2 protein-coding genes and 1 tRNA gene are annotated in these 4784 nt (G+C 55.7%); all 3 read left to right on the top strand.

Annotated features, from left to right (window positions below; genetic code table 11):
- On the top strand, positions 1 to 1226 hold a 1226-nt coding region (locus tag HMPREF2712_RS08015), incomplete at its 5' end, for a YncE family protein (RefSeq protein WP_141762581.1).
- 578 nt (positions 1227 to 1804) lie between these two features.
- Positions 1805 to 4012 carry an LPXTG cell wall anchor domain-containing protein gene (locus HMPREF2712_RS08010; protein WP_070616680.1) on the top strand — a complete coding sequence of 736 codons (2208 nt, stop codon included), beginning with the start codon at positions 1805 to 1807 and terminating at the stop codon, positions 4010 to 4012.
- A gap of 297 nt (positions 4013 to 4309) precedes the next feature.
- Positions 4310 to 4382 (top strand) — tRNA-Glu (locus tag HMPREF2712_RS08005).
- The last annotated feature ends 402 nt before the right edge of the window (positions 4383 to 4784 follow it).

Genomic DNA, 4784 nt, shown 5'->3' with positions numbered 1-4784 from the left:
CCGACGGCGGCACCCGCTACATCAGCATGAACCTGTTCCTCGACGGCGGCAAGCTGTACGTGCCCGAGCGCACCGGCGGCAAGCTCTTCGTCGTGGACACCAAGACCTTCAAGGTTGAGAAGACCATCCAGACTCAGGGTGAGGATTCCACCGTTGAGGTTCGCCCCTCCGACGTTGCTGTGGACCACTCGCTGAATGAGATTTACGTTTCTTCTCAGGGTGTGAAGGGCGTCAACTCCGGTATCTCCGTGTACGACCTGACCACCGGCGAATTCAAGAAGTTCGTCAAGTTCGGCACTCAGGCGCTCGCTCTGGAGCACGATGAGGACCGCGACCTGGTGTACGTAACCGACTTCGGTACCGGCAAGGTGGCTGTCTTCGACGGCCGTGCTGACGAGGTCATCGGCGAGGTTGAGATGAACGGCGCAGCCGCGAACGACGTGACCCTGCTCAAGGACGGCTCCGTACTGGTTGTTGACAAGAAGGACCGCGACGAGAAGGTGACCCTGCCCTACGTGCTCAACGGCACCACCGGCGAAATCACCACCGCCAGCGAGTACACCACCCTGCCCACCAAGGATCGCCAGGGTAACGACGTTCCCGCATCGGTTCAGCAGCTGAAGGCTAACTCGATTCTGAAGTTCAAGGTTGGCGTGAAGGACACCGACGCGAGCGCAGCTCCGGTGGGTATCACCCCGACTTCGCTGGATTTCGCGGGTTACCCGACGGTGACCGGTGTGAAGGCTGAGGAATCGAAGCCGGCTGACCCGAAGGCTGAGGACAAGAAGGCTGAGGACAAGAAGGCTGAGGACAAGAAGGCAGAAGATAAGAAGTCTGAGGACGCTAAGTCCGAGGATAAGAAGTCTGACGCTAAGTCCGAGAACACCGCAGAGGCTAAGGACCAGACCTCCAAGGATCAGGCATCTCAGTCTGATTCGAAGTCTGACTCTAAGACCGGTGCACAGGACTCCAAGTCTGCTCCGGATGCTGTGAAGGCTGATAAGTCCGGTTCGGCTGTGAAGAACGGTGGCTCCTCTGCAGGTGGCTCCGATAATTTGGGCGGTGGCTCCTCGGTAGCTAAGAGCGACGCAGGTTCCTCGCAGGCTGGCTCTTCGCGTGGCGCTCTGGCGAACACCGGTGCTAATGCTGTGATGCCGCTGGTTGCTTTCGCTTCTGTGGCTCTGATTGCGGGTGCTGCTCTGGTGATGCGCCGCCGCAAGGCATAAGCGTAGCGTTTAGTTTTCGGGCGTAAATGCTCGATGTAACGCGTGAGAAGGCGGGTATTTTCTCTTTCGGATTCTTCGAATCTGGGGGAGGGGTACCCGCCTTTTGTGTGCCCGCTTGGGGTTATTCTGGGTAACTTATACAGTAAATATTTATATATGTGCACACGCTTGTAAAAATATAGGTTTTGAATGTCGAGAAAATGTGTAACCCGTGGTGAATATCGCAGATGCACCTCACCTAAACTTTTACATTAATGTGTAAATATAAAAGCATCACAATACCCCCTGGCAACCAGGGTTTTTGCCCGCAAGAGCAAGGAAAAACCCCGGAAACGCCTCAACCTTCACGTGATACTGAAGGCGAATTTGGGGGTCACGCATAAAAACACAAAACACACCCACGTCGCTGCTTGTATTTTCCTGGGAAAACACTGAGGATTAGAAGGTAGGTAAATTTATGCGTTACCTGCATTTCTGCTTTTCGTGCCGTCGAATATGTCACTGCATATTCACGGGTGTCTCGTTAGCATTCGCATGCGGCATGTGAGCACTTCCGTTACACATTTGAAGGACACACATTGAACCTCACTCCCTCCTCGGGTAAAGCATTGAAGGGGCTCGCTGTTGGCTCCCTTGCGCTCGCAATCTCCGGCGCAGCCATGATTCCTGCCTCCTTCGCAGCACCGAATACCGCACATCAGACCGCTTCCTCCAGCGCCTCGGTTCCTTCCACCGCATCGCTGAGCCGCGTTGTTGACACCTCCGCATCCGTTGCGCAGATTACCCAGGGTCTGCCCGGCCAGTACCAGGTTGCATACTCTAAGGCGACCAACAAGATTTGGATGGTCGGCGTGGGTGCCCGCGGCGACCTCGCCTCCACCATTGCTCGTGTCAACGCAGACACTCTTCAGATTGAAGAAGTGGCGGCGCTTCCCTTCGAGCTGGATAAGAACGGCGAATTTGGCTACATTTCCGCGTATGGCATCACTGTTGATGACGTGTCCGGTACCGTGTGGGTTACTAACACCACCGACAACTCCCTGTCTGTGTTCGACCAGAGCACCATGGAGCAGATTTGGACTAACCACGGTATCTCCGAGAGTGACCCGAACTGGATTGAGCACCCCCGCTCTGTGCTGGTGGATCACAACTCCGGTAAGGTGTTCGTGACCGGCCGCTACTATGTGTCCGCAATTGACATGAAGACCTTCGAGGTTACCAAGCTGCAGCTGGAAGGCGCCCCCAACGGTGGTACCCGCTACATTGGCATGAACATGACCATTGACGGCGACAAGCTGTATGTGCCCGAGCGCACCGGCGGCAAGGTCTTCGTAATCAACACTCATACGTTCAAGACCGAGCAGGTTATTCAGACCCGCGGCGAGAACTCCTCCGTTGAAGTCCGCCCCTCTGACGTCACTATTGACCACTCCGAGAACGAAATTTACGTCTCCTCGCAGGGCGTGGACGGCGTGAACTCCGGTATCTCTGTCTACGATTTGACCACCGGTGCGTTCAAGAAGTTCGTTAAGTTCGGCACCCAGGCGCTGTCCATGGAGAACGACGAGGACCGCGACCTGGTGTACGTGACCGATTTCGGTACCGGCAAGATCGCTATCTTTGACGCTAAGACCGACCGCGTGATCGGTGAGGTTGAGATGAACGGCGGTAAGGCTAACGATCTGACCGTCACCGAGGATGGCTCCGTCATTGCAGTGGACAAGCAGGATATCGCGAACACCACCGCGGCTGTGCCCTACGTGCTGAACTCGAAGACCGGCGACGGCACCATGACCGACACCTACACCTCCAAGGCGACCGTGGATCGTAACGGCAAGGCTGTTCCTTCCTCGCAGCAGAAGCTGGTTCCGAACTCCATCGTGAAGTTCTACGCTGAGGTTTCTGAGGGTGAGTTCACCTCCACCGCGACCATTAACCCCGCTAAGGTTCCCTTCCAGGGTTACCCGAAGCAGGCTACCGCAGTGCTGATTGACCCCACCCTGAACTTCGCTGAGGGCACCGTCGACATTACCCGCCCCTACACCTTCCACGTCTCCGGCTACGACTTTGAGAAGCCCCCGGCAGAAGGTATTCGCCTGTTCCTCGTCAAGGAAGGCGAATGGTCGATGGGTTACGACAAACTGACCGATAGCGAACTGGCAAACATTCAGAAGGTCTCCACTGTCGTTCCTGCGAGCGCGTTTGTCTACAACGCACGCACCGGCAAGTACTCCTTCGAGGCAACTCTGCGTGTTCCGGCGAACACCATGCAGTACAGCCAGGGCTACATGCTCGGTACCGTCACCGCTGGTTCTGATGTGGCTACCAACCGCAATTACGATTCGGCTGTTTCGCTGATTGTTAACGATGCGAAGGATGCCGGTAATGCAGATAATCGCGACGAGGCTGACGAGCCGGCATTCCCGACCAATGCTTCGGCATCGCCTTCCGCATCTGCTGCAGTAGAAAAGAAGCCGGCAGCTGAGCAGCCTAAGGGCGAACAGTCGAAGGGTGAGCAGTCGAAGGCTGAGGAAGCTAACGACCAACTGGGAACCACCGCGAAGACCGCGCCGCTGAAGAACTCTTCTTCGGTGAAGTCTGAGGGTCAGTCTAAGGGCTCCGGTTCGGATTCTCAGGTGAGCGCTTCGGCGACCAAGTCTGCGCCTCAGAGCAAGGGCTCGCTGGCTAAGACTGGTGCTCAGAATGTTCTGAGTCTGGCTGCTGTTGGTGCGTTTGTGCTGATTGCTGGTGCCGCTGTGATGGTGCTTCGCCGCCGTAAGGCATAGTTTCTTGCTCTAGTTTGAGCGGATGCGCCCCGTACACTGTGCGGGGCGCATTTTTGTGCCCTGATACTGTCGTGCTTGATTGAGCTGGAGGTAGGCGCGGCGGGTGCTTGAGGCAGCCTGCTTGAGGTAGTCGGGGGAGTGCCTGGTGCAGCTGGAAAAGAGTCTGTGCCGGGGGTCTTGCACTAAGTGTAAAATATGTGATTCAATTCACCACTTTTCGATTTGGTTGTTTCTGGGAACCTCTGTATAGTTATATGTGTTGCCAGGGAGACCTGGTAAAAGAGATGTAAATCTCATGGCCCCATCGTATAGCGGCCTAGTACTCCGCCCTCTCACGGCGGCAACACCGGTTCAAATCCGGTTGGGGTCACACTAGGAAATAAACCCTCAGTCTTCTGGCTGAGGGTTTCTTTGTTTATCGGGCAAAACTGAGCCCAGATTCTATGGTGCCGCCGTGAGCCTCTCACGGCGCCGCTCCTTACGTCGCGGCACTCCGGGGCATGATGGATTTCCTCGCGCGCTCGGCATCATGCCCCGCCACTTCTTGCGGCGTGGCATTCGGACGCATAATGAATTCCCTCGCGCGCTCGGCATTATGCGCCCTCATCACCGTACCCATCCGGTTGGGGTCACACTAGGAAAAAGCCTTGATTCTTCGGAATCAAGGCTTTTTTGTTTATATCTGTCTTTATTCAAGAAAGAATAAAAGCGAAAAGCCACATGTGTTTCGAAAAGCAACCATAATGGTGGCTTCTCGAAACACATGTGGCTT

It is taken from the genome of Rothia sp. HMSC064F07, from assembly GCF_001837265.1.
In the GTDB taxonomy this organism is placed as follows: domain Bacteria; phylum Actinomycetota; class Actinomycetes; order Actinomycetales; family Micrococcaceae; genus Rothia; species Rothia mucilaginosa.
Note: the sequence above shows the minus strand (reverse complement) of the source record. Positions and strands in the feature narration are given on the sequence as shown.